The 19297-nt window shown below is 64.3% G+C and carries 15 protein-coding genes; 10 read left to right on the plus strand and 5 right to left on the minus strand.

Annotated elements, in window-relative coordinates; genetic code table 11:
• Positions 1 to 6: 6 nt before the first annotated feature.
• The 4 genes from AAFN55_RS02040 (at position 7) to rpe (ending at position 4389) form a co-directional block, all read left to right on the plus strand.
• On the plus strand, positions 7 to 1626 hold the full coding sequence (locus AAFN55_RS02040) for a glycoside hydrolase family 43 protein (protein WP_347797222.1): 1620 nt from the start codon (positions 7 to 9) through the stop codon (positions 1624 to 1626).
• Complete coding sequence (locus AAFN55_RS02045; RefSeq protein ID WP_347797223.1) at positions 1623 to 2456, plus strand: hypothetical protein; 834 nt, start codon at positions 1623 to 1625, stop codon at positions 2454 to 2456. The genes AAFN55_RS02040 and AAFN55_RS02045 overlap by 4 nt, the downstream gene beginning before the upstream one ends.
• A gap of 16 nt (positions 2457 to 2472) precedes the next feature.
• Positions 2473 to 3531, plus strand: a complete 1059-nt coding sequence (locus AAFN55_RS02050) for a sugar phosphate isomerase/epimerase (protein WP_347797224.1) — start codon at positions 2473 to 2475, stop codon at positions 3529 to 3531.
• A gap of 171 nt (positions 3532 to 3702) precedes the next feature.
• Positions 3703 to 4389: a ribulose-phosphate 3-epimerase gene (gene rpe, locus AAFN55_RS02055; protein ID WP_347797225.1), complete on the plus strand. Its 687-nt coding sequence runs from the start codon at positions 3703 to 3705 to the stop codon at positions 4387 to 4389.
• An 86-nt stretch (positions 4390 to 4475) separates the two neighbouring features.
• Here the strand turns inward: rpe and AAFN55_RS02060 are convergent, their stop codons facing one another.
• The 3 genes from AAFN55_RS02060 to polA form a co-directional block, all read right to left on the minus strand.
• Positions 4476 to 5216 (minus strand): hypothetical protein, encoded by a 741-nt coding sequence (locus AAFN55_RS02060; RefSeq protein WP_347797226.1) that lies wholly within the window; start codon positions 5214 to 5216, stop codon positions 4476 to 4478.
• Positions 5217 to 5547: 331 nt separating this feature from the next.
• Positions 5548 to 6015, minus strand: coding sequence for a macro domain-containing protein (locus AAFN55_RS02065; RefSeq protein ID WP_347800152.1), 468 nt, complete (start codon positions 6013 to 6015; stop codon positions 5548 to 5550).
• Between the two features lie 16 nt (positions 6016 to 6031).
• Complete coding sequence (gene polA / locus AAFN55_RS02070) at positions 6032 to 8977, minus strand: DNA polymerase I (RefSeq protein WP_347797227.1); 2946 nt, start codon at positions 8975 to 8977, stop codon at positions 6032 to 6034.
• Positions 8978 to 9366: 389 nt separating this feature from the next.
• On the opposite strand from polA, the gene AAFN55_RS02075 reads away from it, so the two are divergent.
• Positions 9367 to 10752, plus strand: a complete 1386-nt coding sequence (locus AAFN55_RS02075; protein ID WP_347797228.1) for a dipeptidase — start codon at positions 9367 to 9369, stop codon at positions 10750 to 10752.
• Positions 10753 to 10769: 17 nt separating this feature from the next.
• Positions 10770 to 11387, plus strand: coding sequence for a ribonuclease D (locus AAFN55_RS02080; protein WP_347797229.1), 618 nt, complete (start codon positions 10770 to 10772; stop codon positions 11385 to 11387).
• A gap of 230 nt (positions 11388 to 11617) precedes the next feature.
• On the opposite strand, the gene AAFN55_RS02085 is transcribed toward AAFN55_RS02080, so the two are convergent.
• Positions 11618 to 12712 carry an acyltransferase family protein gene (locus AAFN55_RS02085; protein WP_347797230.1) on the minus strand — a complete coding sequence of 365 codons (1095 nt, stop codon included), beginning with the start codon at positions 12710 to 12712 and terminating at the stop codon, positions 11618 to 11620.
• A gap of 330 nt (positions 12713 to 13042) precedes the next feature.
• On the opposite strand from AAFN55_RS02085, the gene AAFN55_RS02090 reads away from it, so the two are divergent.
• The 4 genes from AAFN55_RS02090 to AAFN55_RS02105 all read left to right on the plus strand — a co-directional run bounded on the left by AAFN55_RS02090 (position 13043) and on the right by AAFN55_RS02105 (position 18450).
• Entirely contained in the window at positions 13043 to 14611 is a 1569-nt protein-coding gene (locus AAFN55_RS02090; RefSeq protein ID WP_347800153.1) for a peptide ABC transporter substrate-binding protein, read from the plus strand.
• Between the two features lie 117 nt (positions 14612 to 14728).
• Entirely contained in the window at positions 14729 to 15646 is a 918-nt protein-coding gene (locus tag AAFN55_RS02095; protein WP_347797231.1) for an ABC transporter permease subunit, read from the plus strand.
• Between the two features lie 9 nt (positions 15647 to 15655).
• Positions 15656 to 16813, plus strand: a complete 1158-nt coding sequence (locus tag AAFN55_RS02100) for an ABC transporter permease subunit (RefSeq protein WP_347797232.1) — start codon at positions 15656 to 15658, stop codon at positions 16811 to 16813.
• Positions 16814 to 16824: 11 nt separating this feature from the next.
• Entirely contained in the window at positions 16825 to 18450 is a 1626-nt protein-coding gene (locus AAFN55_RS02105; RefSeq protein WP_347800154.1) for an ABC transporter ATP-binding protein, read from the plus strand.
• A gap of 27 nt (positions 18451 to 18477) precedes the next feature.
• Here the strand turns inward: AAFN55_RS02105 and AAFN55_RS02110 are convergent, their stop codons facing one another.
• Positions 18478 to 19173 carry an orotate phosphoribosyltransferase gene (locus AAFN55_RS02110; RefSeq protein WP_347797233.1) on the minus strand — a complete coding sequence of 232 codons (696 nt, stop codon included), beginning with the start codon at positions 19171 to 19173 and terminating at the stop codon, positions 18478 to 18480.
• Between the last annotated feature and the right edge of the window lie 124 nt (positions 19174 to 19297).

The raw sequence follows: 19297 nt of genomic DNA on the forward strand, positions 1-19297 counted from the left end.
CGACCCATGATCCGCAATCCCATCCTGCCGGGCTTCAATCCCGATCCGTCGATCTGCAGGGTGGGCGCAGACTACTACATCGCGACGTCCACCTTCGAATGGTATCCCGGCGTCCAGATCCATCATTCCACCGATCTGGTGAACTGGCGGCTGGTGAAGCGGCCGCTCGACCGGGCGAGCCAGCTCGACATGCGTGGCAACCCGGATTCCGGCGGCATTTGGGCGCCGTGCCTGTCTTATGCGGAGGGCCTGTTCTGGCTGGTCTATACCGACGTGAAGCGCCTCGACGGGTCGTTCAAGGACAGCCACAATTACATCGTGACCGCGCCTGCGATCGAGGGTCCATGGTCGGACCCGGTGCATGTGAATTCGTCCGGCTTCGACCCGTCGCTGTTCCACGACGACGACGGCCGCAAATGGTTCATGAACATGCTCTGGAACCACATCTCGTCCGGCGTCGGCGGGCAGCCGAAGCACCCGTCCTTCGCCGGCATCCTGCTGCAGGAATACGACCCGCGCACCAGATCGCTCATTGGTGAGGCGCGCAACATCTTCCACGGCAGCGCGCACGGGCTGGTCGAAGGTCCGCACGTGTTCAAGCGCGACGGCTGGTACTATCTGACGACGGCGGAGGGCGGCACCGGCTACGGTCATGCCGTCACCATGGCGCGGTCGCGGGCGCTGGACGGTCCCTACGAGATGCATCCGCTGACGCATGTGATCACGTCGAAGGACGCGCCGGAGGCACAATTGCAGCGCGCGGGGCATGGCCAGTTGGTCGAGACGCCGGAGGGCGAGTTCTACCACACGCATCTCTGCTCACGTCCGCTGCCGGGCATCAGGCGATCGCCGCTCGGTCGCGAGACCGCGATCCAGAAATGCGTCTGGAAAGAGGATGGCTGGCTCTATCTGGAACAGGGCGGGCAAATTCCGGATGTGGACGTGGCGGCACCGCGGGGTGCGGGCGAGCGCGAGCCGCTGCCGACGACGGTCCGTCACGATTTCGACGATCACAAGCTGCCGCTTGATTTCCAGTGGTTGCGCACGCCGGACTGGGAGCGCCTGTTTTCCCTGTCCGAGCGTCCCGGATTCCTGCGGCTGTTCGGGCGTGAATCCATCGGAAGTTGGTACGAGCAGGCGCTTGTCGCACGCCGCCAGGAAGACATCGACTTTCGTGCCGAGACCGAGCTCGATTTCCAGCCATCGACCTTCCAGCAGGCGGCCGGCCTGACGCATTACTACAACCGCCACAAGTTCCACTTCCTGGCAGTGACGCATGATGCGCGGTTGGGGCGCGTGCTGACGGTCATGAGTTGCCCCGGCGACTGGCCGGATGGGCGGCTTATAGTCCCGCTTGCCGAGCCGATCCCGTTGCCCGGCGGCGGTCCGGTCGGGCTCGCGGCGGAGGTTCGGGGAGCGGAACTGGTCTTCTCCTGTCGCGTGGATGGCAAATGGGTGCAGGTCGGCCCGGTGCTGGACGCCAGCGTCATCTCCGACGAGGGCGGGCGTGGCGAGCACGGCTCGTTCACCGGCGCCTTCGTCGGCATGCTGGCCTTCGACACGAGCGGCAGCGGCGCGCTCGCCGATTTCGACTGGTTCTCGTATGAGCGCGGGCCGCTGGCATGAAGAGCGAAATCGTCCTCCACGAGTGCGCGTCCGGCACCGAGACGGTCGTTCACGCGACCGACGACCTGATCGAGGCGCCGAACTGGTCGCCTGACGGAAAGTTCCTCGTCTTCAACGGCGATGGCCTGATCCATCGCCTCGATCTCGATGGCCGTTCCGCGCCGCGACGCATCGACACCGGCTTCGCCACCGCCTGCAACAACGACCACGGCATTTCGCCGGACGGCTCGACGCTGGTCATCAGCGACAAGACCGAGACCGGCAAGTCCTGCATCTACACGCTGCCGATCGAAGGCGGCACGCCGCGCCGCGTGACGCCGAACGTGCCGTCCTGGTGGCATGGCTGGTCGCCGGACGGCAAGACGCTGACATATGCAGCCGCGCGCAGCGGCGTCCTCGACATCTACACGATCGGCATCGATGGCGGCGACGAGATGCGGTTGACCGACGGCGCGGGTCACCATGACGGTCCCGACTACACGCACGACGGCGACTGGATATGGTTCAATTCCGATCGTGGCGGATCGATGCAGCTCTGGCGGGTTCGCACAGACGGCAGCGCTCTCGAGCAGATGACGGATGACGATCGCGTCAACTGGTTTCCGCACCCGTCGCCCGATGGCGCGAGCGTGCTCTATCTGGCCTATGAGCCCGGAACCGAAGGCCACCCGCGCGACCGCGATGTCGAGCTGCGCATGATGGATGCCGCGGGCGGGAACATCCGCACCGTGGTCTCGCTGTTCGGCGGGCAGGGGTCTATCAATGTACCCTGCTGGGCTCCCGATTCGCGCGCTTTCGCCTATGTGCGCTACGCGCGCACCTCCCGATGAAATGAAAGGACGACACATGCCATCCACCATGAAGGGACCGGGTATCTTCCTCGCGCAATTCGCCGGCGACGAAGAGCCATTCAACTCGCTGGCGTCGGTTGCCGAATGGGCGGGCGACCTCGGCTACAAAGGTATTCAGGTGCCGTCCGGCGACGCGCGCTTCATGGACCTCGAAAAGGCCGCGTCCTCGAAAGACTATTGCGACGAGCTGAAAGGCGTTTGCGCCGAGGCCGGCGTCGAGATCACCGAACTGTCGACCCATACGCAGGGCCAGCTCGTCGCGGTTCATCCTGCCTATGACGCGCAGTTCGACGGTTTCGCGCCGAAGGCGGTGCATGGCAATCCGAAGGCGCGTCAGGAATGGGCTGTTGAGCAGATGAAGCTCGCGGCAAAGGCGTCGAAGAATCTCGGCCTCAAGGCCTGCGTGTCCTTCACCGGCTCGCTCGCCTTTCCTTATCTCTACCCGTGGCCGCAGCGCCCGGCGGGGCTGGTCAAAGAGGCGTTCGGCGAACTCGGCCGGCGCTGGAAGCCGATCATGGATGCCTATGAGGATGCCGATTGCGATCTCGCCTTCGAGTTGCATCCGGGCGAAGACGCCTTCGACGGCGCGACGTTCGAGATGCTGCTGGATGCGGTCGGCGATCACAAGCGCTGCACGATCAATTACGATCCGTCGCATTTCCTGCTTCAGCAGCTCGATTATCTCGCCTTCATCGATATCTATCACGAGCGCATCGCCGCCTTCCATGTGAAGGATGCCGAGTTCAATCCGAGCGGGCGTCAGGGCGTCTATTCCGGCTATCAGGGTTGGGTCGAGCGCGCGGGGCGGTTCCGCTCGCTGGGCGACGGGCAGGTCGATTTCGTCGGCATCTTCTCCAAACTGGCGCAGTATGGCTACGACCGCTGGGCCGTTCTGGAGTGGGAATGCGCGCTGAAAAATTCCGAGGACGGAGCGGCCGAGGGCGCGCCCTTCATCGAGCATCACATCATCCGTGTCACCGACAAGGCGTTCGACGATTTCGCGGGGTCGGATGTCGACCGCGCGGCGCTGCGCAAGATGATGGGGATCGTCTAGATCGCCATGCGTCCTACGGACGCCCAAGTGGCGATCTATCTCTTGGTTTGAGCATCGGAATAGCCCGAAAACCGGATTCCACTTTTCGGTCCGATGCTCCAAGCCCGCTCCGCCTCTCGACAAGCCGACCTCTGCGCGCTACGCGGTCGCCATCGCGCAGAGGAAGCACCCATGGCCAGCCCCACCATTATCGCACCGTCCGTCCTGTCGGCGGATTTCTCGAAGCTCGGCGACGAGGTCGAGGCGGTCGTGGCGGCGGGCGCGGACTGGATCCATCTCGACGTGATGGACGGCCATTTCGTGCCGAACATCACCTTTGGCCCGCAGATCATCAAGTCGATCCGCAACCGGACGGACAAGGTGTTCGACTGCCATCTGATGATTTCGCCGACCGATGCCTATCTGGCCGCCTTCGCGGATGCGGGTTGTGACATCATCACGGTTCACGCCGAAGCCGGCCCGCATCTCGACCGCTCGTTGCAGGCGATCAAGGCGCTCGGCAAGAAGGCTGGCGTTTCGCTCAATCCCTCGACGCCCGAAAACGTCATCGAATACGTGCTCGACCGGCTCGACCTGGTGCTTCTGATGACCGTCAATCCCGGCTTCGGCGGCCAGGCGTTCATCCCGGCGGTCGTCGAGAAGGTCTGCCGCGTGAAAGCGCTGATCGGCGACCGGCCGATCGACATCGAGATCGACGGCGGCGTGACGCCCGAGACCGCACCACTCGTCACCAAGGCAGGCGCAAACGTGCTGGTGGCAGGCTCAGCGGTGTTCAAGGGCGACTCGACGGACGCCTATGCGAAGAACATCGCGGCGATCAGGAATGCGGCTGACGCGGCGGTCGGGCGTCTGGTCTGAAAGCTGCGCGCACGTCATAGACGCCACGCCCCGTTTCCGGTCTGGCCATTTCAGAAATCCGTTCGCCGTCCTGCCTTCCCGCGCCGTCATGACGTGTCGGGACGCTCCATCGCCCAGAAGGCGAGATCGTGGACGGCGGTCAGGACATGGTGGACCTCGTGGCTTGGCTGCTTTCGCCAGCCCGGCGGTCGGCCGGGGCGCAGGGGCCATACGCGGCGAATGACGACGCGCCGTCCCCGGTCTCGCTTGCCTGCGGCATCGGGTTCTCTCATTTGCGTGGCCGCGGCGTCGCGGTTTGCCCGCCAGCGCGCGAAGCGGCGGGCGTGGGCGGGCAGATCGTCGAGCGCGCGGCCGAGCGCCTGAAGGCGAAGCGCGAGACGCGCCGCATCGACTGGATCGTTGGCCCGGGGCGGACGGCGCAGGACAAGCATGGACGGCGCGCTGAAGCCGGGAATGCGGATGCGTGGCACGCCGGATGCCGCCGACCGCCTGTGCTCCCGCCATCGCGGCAGCGGATCGAACAGCGGCAGGGGCAGTGTTTTGGCCGGATTTTTTGGGGTGGTGCCGGGCTTGAGGTGCACGACAGGCGCTGGCGGCGTCGCCTTGCGTGCCGGCGGCGGAGCCATGTCGCGCGCGGCGACGATGATCAGCCGCCGCGCTGCCGCCTCGGCCGGGCGGAGCAGCCTGAGCACGGTCCGGTGGAGAAGGCGGGGCAGGGTGGCGGTGCGGTCCACGCCGCCGTCGGTGATGCCGGCGAGTGCCACAAGGCTCGCCAGCACGCGCTTCAGCGCCTGACGGTTCGTCTCGATCGCGGCATTCCAGTCCATCGCGTCCTCCGCGCCCATTCGGTCAGGGCGGTGGCAGTATATCGCGCGGCTCGGGAGGGGGAGGAAAAAGATGTGCGGAATTGCGGCGATGTTTTTCGCAAGTGATTGATCGGGCGTCGGAAAAGGGTTCGGCGATGCGAAATCCATTCCACCTGCGGTTTGTCGTGAATGCACGAGTTTCTGGACCTCCCTGCGGCGGGGCCGGCGAGGCATGGTTCTCGGGTCTGTGCCCGAGAACGACGACGTGGGGTGGGTACGTTCATCGGCATCGAGGGTGGTCCGAAAAGGCAGATGGGCGACCCTTGGTGTCAGGCGATGCCGCTTCGTCCGGCTAACGCTCGAATTCTTCGCGAAAAATCTCGTAGACAACGAAACGCGTCGATCCGCCTGTCAGAAGTTCGACCATGAGCGGCCGGACGTCGGTATCCCATGACAGTTTGCCGAGGCCCGCACCGATCTTGGGCAGGGCGACCGAGCCTATTCCATGTTTGGCGGACCAGCGCGACAGGTTCTTGAGCGCGCGGCGAAGGTAGGGAAGCGTCGCGTGATACATATCCGGCTGTGTCGCGAGATAGACGAAACCCGGACGTTCACCGCCCGGCGACAAAATCCAGATGTCTCCGCCGTTGAAACGCCCTGACCTGGCGTGCTTCTTGAACGCGATTTGCACGTCCGGCCAGCGGCGGGATATCTTGAGGGCAAGGCCGGTTCCGAGCCCTTCCTGATTTCCTTCCGCCACGCCTTGGGCGATGTAGTCTTCTTCCGCGTCCAGCAGATTTCCCGCCACGAACTCGATCATGGGCGGCAAGGCGTGGTCAATGCGCCTCGTCCCAGTTGTGGGCGGCGCGGGCGTCGACGTGGAGCGGGACCTTCATGGAAAGTGCCGGCATCGCCGCGTGTTCCATGACCTGGCGGATCACCGGGATCGCGGCCTCGACTTCCGACTCCGGCGCCTCGAAGATGAGTTCGTCGTGCACTTGCAGGAGCATCTGGATCTGCGTCAGGCCGGCATCGGCCAGAGCAGGCTCCATGCGCACCATCGCGCGGCGGATGATGTCGGCGGCGGAACCCTGGATCGGGGCGTTGATCGCCGCGCGTTCGTTGAAGGCACGGACAGACGCATTTGGCGAGCGGATTTCCGGGTAGTGCGCCCGGCGTCCGAAGATCGTCTCGACATAGCCGTTTTCGCGCGCGAACGCCTTGGTGGCGTCCATGTAGTCCCGGATGCCGGGGAAGCGCTCGAAATACTTTTTGATGTAAGAGCCGGCTTCCTCGCGCGGGATCGAGAGCTGGTTGGCGAGGCCGAAGGCCGAGATGCCGTAGATGATGCCGAAATTGATGGCCTTGGCGCGGCGGCGCACCTCGCCGGGCATGCCCTCGACAGGCACGCCGAACATTTCCGACGCCGTCATCGCGTGGATGTCCACGCCGTCCGCGAAGGCCTGCGTGAGCTGTGGGATGTCGGCCACATGGGCCAGCACGCGCAACTCGATCTGGCTGTAGTCGGCCGAGATCAGCTTGTTTCCGGGTTCCGCGATGAAGGCCGTCCTGATCTTGCGGCCTTCCGCCGTCCGGATCGGGATGTTCTGGAGGTTTGGCTCCGAGGAGGACAGCCGCCCGGTGGTCGTCGCGGCCAGCGCGTAGGATGTGTGGACGCGCCTGGTGTCGGGATGAACGTAACCCGGCAGCGCGTCCGTATAGGTCGATTTCAGCTTGGTGAGCTGACGCCAGTCGACGATCTTGCGCGGCAGTTCGTGGCCTTCGGCTGCGAGATCCTCAAGCACCTGCGCCGAGGTCGACCACTGGCCGGTCTTGGTCTTCGAGCCGCCGGGCAGGCCCAGCCGGCCGAACAGTATGTCGCCGAGCTGCTTGGGCGAGCCGATGGTGAAGCGCTCTCCGACAAGCTGGTAAATCTCGTCCTCGAACGCGGCGGCGCGCTGCGCGAGTTCGCCGGAAAGCCGGCTCAGGATCTGGCGGTCGACCGAGATGCCGCGCTCTTCCATACGCGCGAGAACGGGCACGAGCGGGCGCTCCAGCCGCTCATAGACGGACACAAGGCCCTTCTCGACAAGACGCGGTTTCAGGACGCGCCAGAGCCGCAGCGTGACGTCGGCATCTTCGGCGGCATAGGCGGTCGCCTTGTCGAGATCGACGAGATCGAAGGTGATCAAGGTCTTGCCAGAGCCGCAGACGTCCTTGAACGCGATCGGCGTGTGGCCGAGCCAGCGCTCCGACAGTGCGTCCATGCCGTGACCGCCGAAGACGCCGGCGTCAAGCACATAGGAGATGAGCATCGTGTCGTCATAGGGCGCGACGTCGATGCCGTGGCGATGCATCATCACCAGATCGTATTTGAGGTTCTGCGCGATCTTGAGGACGGAGCGGTCCTCCATAAGGGTCTTCAATTCGGCCAGCGCCTCGCGCGCCGGAATCTGCCCTTCGACGGGGCCGCCGCCGAGAAGGTCGTTGGCGCCCGATTTGTGGATCAGCGGCACATAGGCCGCGCGGCCGGGCCGGCTGGCGATCGAAAAGCCGCAGAGCTCGGCCTGCATGGGATCGAGCGACGTCGTCTCGGTGTCGAAGGCGACCACGCCTGCCTCGCGCGCCTCCGCGATCCACGCCTTCAGCGTGGCGAGGTCACGGATGCAGGTATAGGCGGTAACGTCGATCTTGGCCGAAAGGGCCTCGGACGCACGGGACGCGGCAAGCGAGGCCGGCGTATCACCCGGCTCGCGCGATTCCGGAGACGGCGCGATGTCGCCGCTCGACGCGGATTCGGGATCGGACGATGGCGACGCTTCGAGGTCGGGGCCGTGCGCGGACTTGCCTGTCAGGACGTCGACATGCGCCGGCTCGATCTCGGCCGCGTCCGCGCCGGAAGCTTCGGCGACGCGGCGGGTCAGCGTGGTGAATTCCATCGTCTTGAGGAAGGAGATGAGCTTCGGCCCGTTCGGCGGCTGCAGGACGAAGTTTTCCAGCGGCTCGACATCCGGCACGTCGTTCCTCAGGCGCACCAGTTCGCGCGACATGCGGGCTTTGTCAGCATTCTCGATCAGCGTCTCGCGGCGCTTGTTCTGCTTGATCTCGGAGGCGCGGGCGAGGAGCGTGTCCAGGTCGCCGAATTCCTCGAGAAGCTGGGCGGCCGTCTTCTGCCCGATGCCCGGAACGCCGGGAATGTTGTCGACGGAATCGCCCATCAGCGCCTGGAGGTCGATCATCTTCTCCGGCGGCACGCCCCATTTCTCGATGACTTCGGGGACCTTGATCTCCTTGTCCTTCATCGGGTCGTACATCGAGACGGTCGGCCCGACGAGCTGCATCAGGTCCTTGTCCGACGAGATGATCGTCGTGTCGCCGCCGGCATCGCAGGCAAGCCGCGCATAGGTGGCGATCAGGTCGTCGGCCTCGAAACCCTCCATCTCGATGCAAGGCAGGTCGAACGCCTTGGTGGCATGGCGGATCAGCCCGAATTGCGGGATCAAATCTTCCGGCGGCGCGGAGCGGTTGGCCTTGTATTCGGGGTAAAGCTCGTTGCGGAACGTCTTGGACGAGTAGTCGAAGATCACCGCGAAATGGGTGGGGGTCACGCCGACATCGGTGTTGCGCGCATCCTGCATCAGCTTCCACAGCATGTTGCAGAAACCGGACACCGCGCCGACGGGAAGGCCGTCGGACTTGCGCGTCAGCGGAGGCAGTGCGTGATAGGCCCGGAAGATGTAGCCGGAGCCGTCGACGAGGAAGAGATGATCGCCCTTTTTCATGGTTGCAACGCGTAGCGTGGGGCAGTCCGGCTGTCCATCCCGAAGCGCCCGTCGCCCCATGGATCCTGCCATTTGACGACACAAATCCCGCGCTCACGTCCATGTTACATAAGTGTAATGTTCATGCCCTTGAATCGCCACTTTGGGAAACCCAAATGCTGGGTATCGGCAATTATCGCCGAGTCCGGATACAGGCTCGTCCCCCGCCTCAACCGGACACTGCGGGAGCCTCACCCCCCTCTCCGGGCTCCCGCTACGTTTAAAGCAAAGGCCGCCGTGGTTCCCCTCCGCCACGGCGGCACTTTTTTGTGCGGTTGGCATAAGGTCCGGGGCTTTTCGACGGCGGGCAGCGCCTATAGGGTCGCCGCGCAAGAATCGAAAGGTCAGCCATGCCACCAGTCGCCCCCGTTCTCGATCAGCTCGACGCAAATCTGGACCAGAGCCTGGAGCGCCTGTTCGCGCTCGTTCGCATTCCGTCGATCTCGACCGATCCCGCCTTTGCAAAGGATTGCCGCCGGGCGGCCGAGTGGCTCGTCGAGGATCTGAAGACGATCGGCTTCGAGGCCAGCGTGCGCGATACGACCGGCCACCCGATGGTGGTCGCGCATCACGACGGTCCGGCGGGCTCCCCGCATGTCCTATTCTACGGCCATTATGACGTTCAGCCGGTCGATCCGCTGGAGCTGTGGGAAGACGACCCGTTCGACCCGAAGGTCAAGGAACTGGAACCCGGCCGCAAGGTGATCACCGGCCGCGGCTCGTCGGACGACAAGGGGCAGCTCATGCTCTTCGTCGAAGCCTGCCGCGCCTGGAAACAGGTCCATGGCTCGCTGCCGTGCAAGATCACGTTGTTGTTCGAAGGCGAGGAAGAATCCGGCTCGCCGTCCCTGAAACCCTTCCTCGAAGCCAATGCGGCGGAACTGAAGGCGGATTTCGCCATGGTCTGCGACACCGGCATGTGGGACCGCGATACGCCCGCCATCAGCGTCGGCCTGCGCGGCCTCGTCGGCGAGGAAGTCACGATCCACGCGGCCGATCGCGACCTCCATTCCGGCCACTACGGCGGCGCAGCGGCGAACCCGATCCGTATCCTCGCCAAGGTGCTGGCGGACGTTCATGACGAGAACGGCAAGGTGACGATCCCCGGCTTCTATGACGGGGTCGAGGAAACGCCGACGCAGGTCAAGGCATCGTGGGACGCGCTCGGACAGACCCCGGAAAAGTTCCTCGGCGAGATCGGCCTCTCAATTCCGTCAGGCGAAAAGGGACGTTCGCTGCTGGAGCTGATCTGGGCGCGCCCGACTGCCGAGTTCAATGGGATTTCGGGCGGCTACGAAGGCGACGGCTTCAAGACCGTCATCGCCGCCAAGGCCAGCGCCAAGGTGTCCTTCCGCCTCGTTCACAAGCAGGACCCGGAGGCGATCCGCGCCGCGTTTCGTGCTTTTGTGGAGGAGCGGCTGCCTGCCGACTGCACGGCCTCGTTCCACAAGCATGGTGGTTCGCCGGCGATCCAGCTTTCCTACGATTCCCCGATCGTCACCAAGGCGAAGAACGCGCTGTCCGACGAGTGGAACAAGGCGGCTTTGACCATCGCCATGGGCGGATCGATCCCGATCGTCGGCGATTTCCAGAAGCTGCTCGGCATGGAATCCCTGCTGGTCGGCTTCGGGCTCGATGACGACCGCATCCATTCGCCCAACGAGAAATACGACCTGTCGTCCTTCCACAAGGGCCAGAGAAGCTGGGCGCGCATCCTTGCGGCGCTGACCGCGTGAAAGGAATGAGTGCCGAGATGACGATCCGCTTCCACGTGGGCGACCTGCCCGACCTGTCCAACTACGACGTCGATGCCGTTGCGATCGATACGGAGACGTTGGGCCTCAATCCGCATCGCGACCGGCTCTGCGTGGTGCAGATTTCGCCGGGCGACGGCACCGCCGACGTGATCCAGATCGCGGCGGGTCAGAAGCGCGCGCCCAACCTCGTCAGCATCCTGAAGAACCGCAAGATCACGAAGCTGTTCCATTTCGGGCGCTTCGATCTGGCGGTGCTGTACCAAGCGTTCGGCGCGATGCCGGAGCCGGTGTTCTGCACGAAGATCGCCTCGCGTCTCGTGCGCACCTACACGGACCGGCATGGCCTCAAGGACATCTGCAACGAGCTTCTGGGCGTCAGCCTGTCGAAGCAGCAGCAATCATCGGACTGGGCGGCCGAAACACTGTCGCCGGAGCAGCTCGAATATGCGGCTTCCGACGTGCTGTATCTGCATGCCCTGCGCGACAAGCTGGCTGGAAGGCTGGAGCGCGACGGACGCGTGAAGGAGGCGGATGCCTGCTTCAAATTCCTGCCGACGCGTTCGAAGCTGGACCTGATGGGCTGGGACGAAGAGGACATCTTCGCCCATTCGTGAGGGGTTGTGCAGCGGATAGGGCGCTACCCCCACCCCTCCCCACAAGGGGGAGGGGGATTCTGAAACGCGGATGCTTGGCACGAACGTTTCCGAAAATCGTGAGGCATCGAGGTCTCCCTCCCCCTTGTGGGGAGGGGTAGGGGTGGGGGTATGAAGCAGCGCAGCGCTTGTCATTCCCCCTGTGCGATAACCCTCCCTCGACGGGGGAGGTGAATCCCGCGCGAAGCTCTCTACTCCGCTGCGATCGTAGCCGCGCGCCCTGCAGGCTTGCGGTCGATATAGGCCCAGTCGGGGCGCTCGAACAGGAAGCGTCCCCAGCCGGTCCATTGTACCAGCCCATAGAGGATGACAGGTCCGACCACGCCGGCAATCGTCACCAGGAGCGAGATCGTGCCGACATCGGTGATGATGCCGGTCCTGATCAGGATCGCGCGCGAGATGGCCATGGGCAGGAAGAACGCCAGGTAGATCACGATCGAGTGGGCGCCGAGCCAGGTGAGCCAGCGGCTCCATGGCGCGCGCGCGGCCAGCGACGAGACCGTGACGATGGCCATGGCACCTGCGGCTCCCAATGCGAGCGACAGGATCGGCAGGCCGGCAAGGCTCGGATGAGCAACCGCCGCGCCGTCGCCCTGCGCGAAGGCTTCGAGCGCCAGCGGCGCGGGCGTGAAGACGAACCATGCGTTGAGCATGGCCCATGCTGCGAGGCCGAGCAGCGCCTGCGGGCGGTTCTTCTCGACCCAGTCCGCAAGGCTGAAGATGTGCGTGGCAAGCGCATAGCCAGCGAAGAAATAGACGTATCGGGCGCAGAATTCGTCGAACAGCACAGAGCCGGTGTGGATCGGCAGCATTTCGAGCGCCGCCGCCCAGACGAGAACCAGCCAGACGGGCAGGTTCTTCACGAGCCGGGTGAAGACGAAGAAGATCGGCAGGATGTAGACGAACCACAGCGTACCGAAGGGCTGCACGAAAGCGAGCAGATATTCGGTGAAGGGTGCGGCGAGTCCGTCTTCCATCGCCATGCCCGGCGCCTTGAAGGCGAACTGGATCGTCAGCCAGAGAATGTAGAAATAGAGGAAGTGAACGACCTTGCGGTCGACATAACGCAGCCACGGCCGATCGATCACGAGGGCGAGGAACAAGCCCGAGATCAGGAAGAAGTCCGGCATGCGGAAGGGGCGGGCGAAGGCGACGACGTGATGCATCCAGCCTTCCGCGCCCATCGCGATGCCGACGCCGAGCGTCGAATGCATCATCACCACGAAGATGATGCAGATACCCTTGGCCGTATCGACCCAACCGACACGCGATGCTGCGTCCGCCATGACTGCCTCCTTAACGCCCCGTCTGGATGCGGGTTTGGAGGCATGCGTAGCAGGTAAAGGCGACCGAACCGTTAAATCGACCTGTGAAAAACCGTGTATTCGACGTCGGATCAAGCAACATGCAGCATCGTTCTGCATTGATTGCGATGGTTTCCTTGCGCGCCGGTGTGCAGGAGTTTCCGAAGATTTCGCGCATAACGCACTGACCCCGCGTCAACACGATTCCGTCTTGCTCTGTGCCTCCGCTTGCCCATAATCGCCCCACCCAGAGGCGGGAGGCAGCCTCAAGAGGAGAACAAAGACATGACACGAACTTTCCTGAACGCGGCAATGCTGTCGACGGCTCTCACGCTTGCGGGCGGAATGGCGGCCACGCAGGCCTTTGCCGAAGTCGTCTACAATCGCGGCAACGATACGGACCCGACGACACTCGATCACCACAAGACCTCGACGGTCGCCGAGGGCAACCTCATGCGCGACCTTTATGAAGGTCTCGTCGTCCAGAACAACAAGGCCGAGGTCGTGCCAGGCGTCGCGGAGAGCTGGGAAGTCTCCGATGACGGGCTGACCTACACCTTCAAGCTGCGCGCCGATGCGAAATGGTCGAACGGCGACCCGGTCAAGGCGAGCGATTTCGTCTTCGCCTACCAGCGGATCCAGAACCCGGAAACCGCCGCTCCCTACGCCAACATGCTCTATCCGATCGAGAACGCCGAGGCGATCAACAAGGGCGAGAAGGAGCTTTCCGAGCTTGGCGCGACGGCGATCGACGACCAGACGCTCGAGATCAAGCTGAACCAGCCGACACCGTATTTCCTGGAGCTTTTGACGCACCAGACCGGTCATCCGATCCATCAGGCCTCGGTCGAGGAGTTTGGCACGGACTTCACCCGTCCGGGCAACATGGTGACCAACGGCGCCTACATGCTGGAGAGCTTCACGCCGAACGACAAGATCGTGATGCGGAAGAACCCGAATTTCCATGATGCCGACAACGTCAAGATCGACGTCGTCAACTTCATTCCGTTTGAAGACCGCGCGACCTGCCTGCGCCGCTTCGAGGCAGCGGAAGTCCAGTCCTGCTCGGATCTCGACAATCAGCAGATGGACTACATGAAGGCAAATCTGGGCGACCAGGTGCGCGTCGCGCCCTATCTCGGCAGCTACTATCTGCCGGTCAAGGTGAAGAAGGAAAAGCTCGCCGATCCGCGCGTCCGTCAGGCGCTCTCGATGGCGATCGACCGCGACTTCCTCGCGAACGAGATCTGGCGCGGCTCGATGCTGCCGGGCTACTCGATCGTGCCGCCCGGCATCGCCAACTACGACAACCCGGTCTTCCTCGACTACAAGGACACCGATGTCCTCGATCGGGAGGATGCGGCCAAGGCGCTGCTCGAAGAGGCAGGCGTCGAGGAAGGCTCGCTGACCGTCGAACTCCGCTACAACACGTCGGAGAACCACAAGAACACGATGACGGCGATCGGCGACATGCTGAAGAACATCGGCGTCAACTCCACCATCGTCGAGATGGAGGGCACCGGCTACTTCGACTACATGAAGCAGGATGGCGACTTCGACATCACGCGCGCAGGCTGGATCGGCGATTATTCCGACCCGCAGAACTTCCTGTTCCTGTTCGAGAGCCAGAATCTCGGCTTCAACTACCCGCGCTGGGAAAACGCCGATTACGACGCGCTGATGAAGAAGGCCGGCGAGACCGCCGACCTGAAGGAGCGCGGCGAAGTGCTGCGTCAGGCCGAGGAAATCTTCCTCAAGGAAGTGCCGGCGATCCCGATCATGTATTACTCGTCGGGTTCGCTCGTGTCCTCCAAGCTGAAGGGCTGGGAAGACAACGTCATGAACGTCCACGGCACGCGCTGGATGTCGATCGAGCAGTAAGGCATTGCCTTTCCCGCGGGCGCCGTTGAGGGAGGGTGCCCGCGGCCTGCCTTTTGACTGGACAGGCCCCTGCCGCGCCAAGGCGGCAGGGTGCTATCTCGACCGGAGCAGATCCCCATGTTCGCCTATGTGCTGAGGCGTTTCGCCGGCGCGGTGCCGACGCTCTTCATCATCGTCACGATTGCCTTCTTCATGATCCGGCTGGCGCCGGGCGGTCCGTTCGACCTCGAACGCCCGCTCGATCCGCTGATCATGGCGAACCTCGAACGCGCCTACAATTTCGACAAGCCGCTCTGGCATCAGTACCTGATCTATCTGGGCAATCTGGCGCAGGGCGACCTGGGGCCGAGCTTCACGCGGCGCGACTTCACCGTGATGGATCTCTTCCGCACCGGGCTGCCGGTGTCGATCCAGCTTGGCGGCATCGCGCTGTCGATCGCGCTCGTCATCGGCGTGTTCTTGGGCGCGATGGCGGCTTTGCGCCAGAATACGTGGGTCGACTATCTGATCGTCGGCACGGCGACATTCGGCATCACCATCCCCACCTTCGTCATCGCGCCGCTGCTCAGCCTGTTCTTCGGCGTCATGATGGGTTGGCTGCCCGCCGGCGGCTGGGGAACGTGGCAGCACATGATCCTGCCGATAACCACGCTGGCACTGCCGCAGATCGCGATCATCGGGCGCCTGACGCGCGGCGCGACCATCGAGGCGCTGCGCTCGAACCACGTGCGCACAGCGCGCGCCTACGGCCTGCCGCAACGTGTCGTGGTCGGCGTCCATGCGTTGCGCGCGGCGATCCTTCCCGTCGTTTCCTATCTCGGGCCGACGGCTGCCGCGCTCCTGACGGGGTCGGTCGTCGTCGAGACGATCTTCGGCATTCCGGGCATCGGCCGCTATTTCGTGCAGGGCGCGCTCGGCCGCGACTACACGCTGGTCATGGGAACCGTCGTCGTCATCGCGTGCTTCGTGATCCTGTTCAACTTGATCGTCGATATCCTCTATGCGTGGCTCGATCCGCGCGTCCGGTACGACTGAGGACGCATCATGACAAACCTCACTCCGACCCTCGAACAGGTCCCGACCGTGACACCGACCGTCGCGGGGCGCTCGCTCGGCCAGGACGCCTGGATCCGGCTACGGCGCAACAAGGCGGCGGTGGCGAGCGCCGTCGTCCTCATCCTGATCGCGCTTGCCGGCATCGTGGGGCCGTGGCTCACGGCCCATCCCTATGACCGGATCTATCCGCAATATGTCCGCGCGCCGGCAAGCCTGGAGGCCTATCCGAAGGAAGACGCGATCCTGCCGGCCTTCGAGAGTGCGGTGTCGCGCGCCCGCGTCGACACGGGCGAGGTCGAACTGGACGGCTCCACGGTCAGGGTCGCCGTCTCCGACAGAGGGGCTATCGATCCCCGGATCGTGCGCTATGTCGAGCGATCCGATCTCTTCTCGAACGCACGGCTCGAGGACGAGGACGGCAATGCCATGGCGGAAGGCGCGACGAGCGCCGTGCTTGCCGCGGACGTCCAGCGCGTGCGCTTCCTGTTCGGCACGGACGCCAATGGCCGCGATCTCCTGTCGCGCATCCTGATCGGCATCCGCATCTCGCTGGCCATCGGCGTGCTGGCCTCGGTGATGGCGCTGATGCTGGGCGTGACCTATGGCGCGATCGCCGGCTATGTCGGCGGGCGGGTCGATAACGTCATGATGCGGGTGGTGGACATCCTCTATTCGCTGCCCTTCATCTTCTTCGTCATCCTGCTCGTCGTGTTCTTCGGGCGAAGTTTCGTGCTCATCTTCATCGCCATCGGCTGTACCGAATGGCTCGACATGGCGCGTATCGTGCGCGGCCAGACGCTGACGATCAAACGGCAGGAATATGTGCAGGCGGCCGAAGCGCTCGGCGTGAGCGATGCGGGCATCGTGCGCCGCCACATCATCCCGAACGCGCTGGGTCCCGTCGTCGTCTTCGTGACGCTCCTGGTGCCCAAGGCGATCCTGCTCGAGAGCCTCCTGTCATTCCTGGGCCTCGGCGTGCAGGAGCCGCTGACGAGCCTCGGCCTCCTGATCGCGGAAGGCGCATCCAACATGCGCGGCGCGGCGTGGCTGCTGATCTATCCCGCGGTGACGCTGACGGCGATCCTGTTCGCGCTCAATTTCCTCGGTGACGGATTGCGCGACGCGCTCGATCCGAAGGACCGCTAGCGATGAGTGTCATGGAAGAAAACGAAGCCATCCTGAGTGTCCGCGGCCTTCACGTGGACTTCGAGACGAATGACGGCACGGTCCGCGCGGTGCGGGGGATCGATCTCGACGTCATGCCGGGCGAAAGCGTTGCCATCGTCGGTGAATCGGGATCCGGAAAGAGCCAGACGACGATGGCGATGATGGGCCTCCTCGCCTCCAATGGCCGCGCGCGCGGCTCGGCGAAATATCGCGGCAAGGAACTGATCGGACTGCCGGAGCGCCAGCTCAACACGGTGCGCGGCGAGAAGATCACGATGATCTTCCAGGAGCCGATGACGTCGCTCGACCCGCTCTACAAGATCGGGCGCCAGATCGCCGAGCCGATCATCTACCATCGCGGCCTGAACGCGAAAGCAGCGCGCAAGCGTGTCATCGAACTGCTCGACCTCGTCGGCATCCCGAACCCGGAGCGGCGCGTGGATGCCTATCCGCATGAGCTGTCCGGCGGCCAGCGCCAGCGCGTGATGATCGCGATGGCGCTCGCAAACGACCCCGACATGCTGATCGCCGACGAGCCGACCACCGCGCTCGACGTGACGATCCAGGCGCAGATCCTGACGCTTCTGGCGCAGCTCCAGAAGAAGCTCGGCATGGCCATCGTCTTCATCACGCACGATCTCGGGATCGTCCGGCGTTTCGCCGACCGGGTCTACGTCATGCGTGCCGGCGAAGTCGTCGAGCAGGGGACCACGGACGGGCTCTTCGCAGCACCGAAGCATCCCTACACCCGGATGCTGCTCGCGGCCGAGCCGACGGGCCGCAAGGCGCCGGCGGCGGACACCGCGCCGATCCTGCTCGAAGGTCGAAACGTCGAGGTGGTGTTCAGCGGTGGCGGCGGCTGGTTTTCCGCCGCGCCATCGGAAATCCGTGCGGTGGACGGCATATCGATCGCGCTGCACCGGGGCCAGACGATCGGCATCGTCGGCGAGTCCGGGTCGGGAAAGTCGACATTGGGCCGCGCGCTCCTGCGGCTTTTGCCGAGCAGCGGCGTCGTGCGCTTCGACGGTCACGATATCTCCACAACCGACAAGCGCGGCATGCGGCCGCTCCGCAAGCAACTACAGCTCGTCTTCCAGGACCCGTTCGGCTCGCTGTCACCGCGCATGACCGTCGGCCAGGTCGTGACGGAGGGCCTCAAGGTGCACGAACCGGAACTCCCGGCGCGCGAGCGCGACCGGCGCGCCATCGAGGCGCTGAAGGAGGTTGGTCTCGACCCCGACATGCGCAATCGCTACCCACACGAATTCTCGGGCGGACAGCGCCAGCGCATCGCGATCGCCCGCGCGATAATTCTGAAGCCCAAGGTCGTCGTGCTCGACGAGCCGACATCGGCGCTCGACCGCTCGGTGCAGAAGCAGATCGTCGACCTGCTGCGCGACCTCCAGAAGGCGCACGACCTGTCCTATCTGTTCATCAGCCACGACCTTGCCGTGGTGCGCGCCATGGCGGACCACATCATCGTCATGAAACAGGGAAAGATCGTGGAGCAGGGGCCGACCGAAGCGATCTTCGACGCACCCCAGGAGCCCTACACGCAGGCGCTTATGGCCGCCGCCATCGACGGCACGCCGTTCAGGCAGGTCGCGGCCGGCTGACGGCCGGCCGTTTTTGCGCGATGCGCCTTACCGCGCGATCTCGGAAATGCCGCCATGGGCGGCCGACCATTTGAGGGGCTCGTTGAGGAAGCTTTCGACGGCCGCCAGTGTTTCCGGCGAGTAGCGCTTCTCCGCCTTGCAGACGGCAAGCACGTCCCACCACGTCGCGAGGTAGTGGAGCCGCATGCCGGCATCCAGAAGGCGCTGCGGCGTATCCGGGAAGATATCGTAATAGAAGACGGCGAAGGTGTCGGTCGTGTTCGCGCCGGCTGTGCTGAGCGCTTCGGCGAACTTGACCTTGCTGCCGCCATCCGTGGTCAAATCCTCGACCAACAGGACGCGGGACCCCTCGGGCAGGGACCCCTCGATCTGCGCGTCGCGACCGAAACCCTTCGGCTTCTTGCGCACATAGATCATCGGCAGCGCCATCTTGTCCGACAGCCATGCCGCGAAGGGAATGCCGGCCGTCTCGCCGCCGGCCACCACGTCGAACTGCTCGAAGCCGACATTCCGGTAGATGACGGAGGCTGCGAAATCCATGATCGCCGAGCGGATGCGCGGGTACGAAATGAGCTTGCGTCCGTCGATATAGACCGGGCTCGCGAGGCCGGAGGTGAACTTGTATGGCTCGTCGGCGCGGAAATGCACCGCCTCGATCTCCAGGAGCATCCTGGCCACCGTTTCGGCGATGACCGCGCGGTCGGGGAATGTGTTGGAGAACATCGCTTCGTCCTGCTCGTTGACTATGCCCCTCGCTATCAATTTCGAAGGGGCCTAGCCAGTGCGAGGCAGCATATTCCAGTGGATCGGAGCAATCGCCGCGGCGTTTGCACAAAGCAGACGGCCG

Source organism: Mesorhizobium sp. CAU 1732 (assembly GCF_039888675.1).
In the GTDB taxonomy this organism is placed as follows: domain Bacteria; phylum Pseudomonadota; class Alphaproteobacteria; order Rhizobiales; family Rhizobiaceae; genus Aerobium.

Coding starts and splice junctions, on each gene's coding strand:
- AAFN55_RS02085 (WP_347797230.1), bottom strand. CDS start 12,712: ATGGCGGACGCAGCATCGCGTGTCGGTTGGGTCGATACGGCCAAGGGT.
- AAFN55_RS02080 (WP_347797229.1), top strand. CDS start 10,770: ATGACGATCCGCTTCCACGTGGGCGACCTGCCCGACCTGTCCAACTAC.
- AAFN55_RS02060 (WP_347797226.1), bottom strand. CDS start 5,216: ATGGACTGGAATGCCGCGATCGAGACGAACCGTCAGGCGCTGAAGCGC.
- AAFN55_RS02075 (WP_347797228.1), top strand. CDS start 9,367: ATGCCACCAGTCGCCCCCGTTCTCGATCAGCTCGACGCAAATCTGGAC.
- AAFN55_RS02040 (WP_347797222.1), top strand. CDS start 7: ATGATCCGCAATCCCATCCTGCCGGGCTTCAATCCCGATCCGTCGATC.
- AAFN55_RS02045 (WP_347797223.1), top strand. CDS start 1,623: ATGAAGAGCGAAATCGTCCTCCACGAGTGCGCGTCCGGCACCGAGACG.
- AAFN55_RS02065 (WP_347800152.1), bottom strand. CDS start 6,015: ATGATCGAGTTCGTGGCGGGAAATCTGCTGGACGCGGAAGAAGACTAC.
- AAFN55_RS02090 (WP_347800153.1), top strand. CDS start 13,043: ATGCTGTCGACGGCTCTCACGCTTGCGGGCGGAATGGCGGCCACGCAG.
- AAFN55_RS02100 (WP_347797232.1), top strand. CDS start 15,656: ATGACAAACCTCACTCCGACCCTCGAACAGGTCCCGACCGTGACACCG.
- AAFN55_RS02095 (WP_347797231.1), top strand. CDS start 14,729: ATGTTCGCCTATGTGCTGAGGCGTTTCGCCGGCGCGGTGCCGACGCTC.
- AAFN55_RS02105 (WP_347800154.1), top strand. CDS start 16,825: ATGGAAGAAAACGAAGCCATCCTGAGTGTCCGCGGCCTTCACGTGGAC.
- AAFN55_RS02050 (WP_347797224.1), top strand. CDS start 2,473: ATGCCATCCACCATGAAGGGACCGGGTATCTTCCTCGCGCAATTCGCC.
- polA (WP_347797227.1), bottom strand. CDS start 8,977: ATGAAAAAGGGCGATCATCTCTTCCTCGTCGACGGCTCCGGCTACATC.
- AAFN55_RS02110 (WP_347797233.1), bottom strand. CDS start 19,173: ATGTTCTCCAACACATTCCCCGACCGCGCGGTCATCGCCGAAACGGTG.
- rpe (WP_347797225.1), top strand. CDS start 3,703: ATGGCCAGCCCCACCATTATCGCACCGTCCGTCCTGTCGGCGGATTTC.